The sequence below is a fragment of the Catenulispora subtropica genome (genome assembly GCF_039531675.1).
Taxonomy (GTDB): Bacteria; Actinomycetota; Actinomycetes; order Streptomycetales; family Catenulisporaceae; genus Catenulispora; species Catenulispora subtropica.
In genome coordinates this window covers 1-795 of sequence record NZ_BAAAQM010000136.1, presented here as the reverse complement: position 1 = coordinate 795, position 795 = coordinate 1, and the positions used below count along the sequence as shown (strand labels likewise).

General features: G+C 70.8%; 1 protein-coding gene. It reads left to right on the top strand.

Annotated features, from left to right (window positions below):
- The first annotated feature begins 34 nt into the window (after window positions 1-34).
- Entirely contained in the window at window positions 35-784 is a 750-nt protein-coding gene (locus tag ABD466_RS44285) for an aquaporin (protein ID WP_344663331.1), read from the top strand.
- Window positions 785-795 lie beyond the last annotated feature (11 nt).

Genomic DNA, 795 nt, shown 5'->3' with positions numbered 1-795 from the left:
ACCCCGTGAACGCCGCGATGAAGGTGGTGTCCGCGTGAACCCGCAACTGGCCCGCCGCGCCTTCGCCGAACTGCTCGGCACCGGACTGCTGGTCGCCGTCGTCGTCGGCTCCGGGATCATGGCGGCCCGCCTGTCCCCGAACGATGTCGGCATGGAGTTGTTGGAGAACTCCACCGCGACCGCGTTCGGCCTGGCCGCGCTGATCCTGATGCTCGGCCCGGTCTCCGGCGCCCACTTCAACCCGGTCGTCACCCTGGCCGACTTCGCCCTCGGACGGCGCACCGGGACCGGCGTCGACGCCAAGACCCTCGCCACCTACATCCCGGCACAGATCGCCGGCGGCATCGGCGGCACGATCCTGGCGAACCTGATGTTCGACCTGCCCGCCGTCACCACCTCCACCCACACCCGGGCCTCCGGACACCTGTGGCTGGGCGAGACCGTCGCCACCGCCGGACTCATCCTGCTGATCTTCGCCCTGGTCCGCACCGGACGCGGAGCCCTCGCAGCCCCAGCCGTGGGCGCCTACATCGGCGCGGCCTACTGGTTCACCAGCTCCACCAGTTTCGCCAACCCCGCGGTCACCGTCGCGCGAGCGTTCACCGACACCTTCGCCGGAATCGCGCCCGGATCCATCCTCGGCTTCGTCGCCTTCCAAGTGGTCGGCGCCGCCGCCGGCGCCGGCCTTGTCACGGTGCTGTATCCGCAGGTGAAGACCGACATCGATGCGACCGGGGAGGCGGACCTGCTGGCGGCCGAACAGGCTCCGGCGGCATCGCGATGAACCGCCTGCCG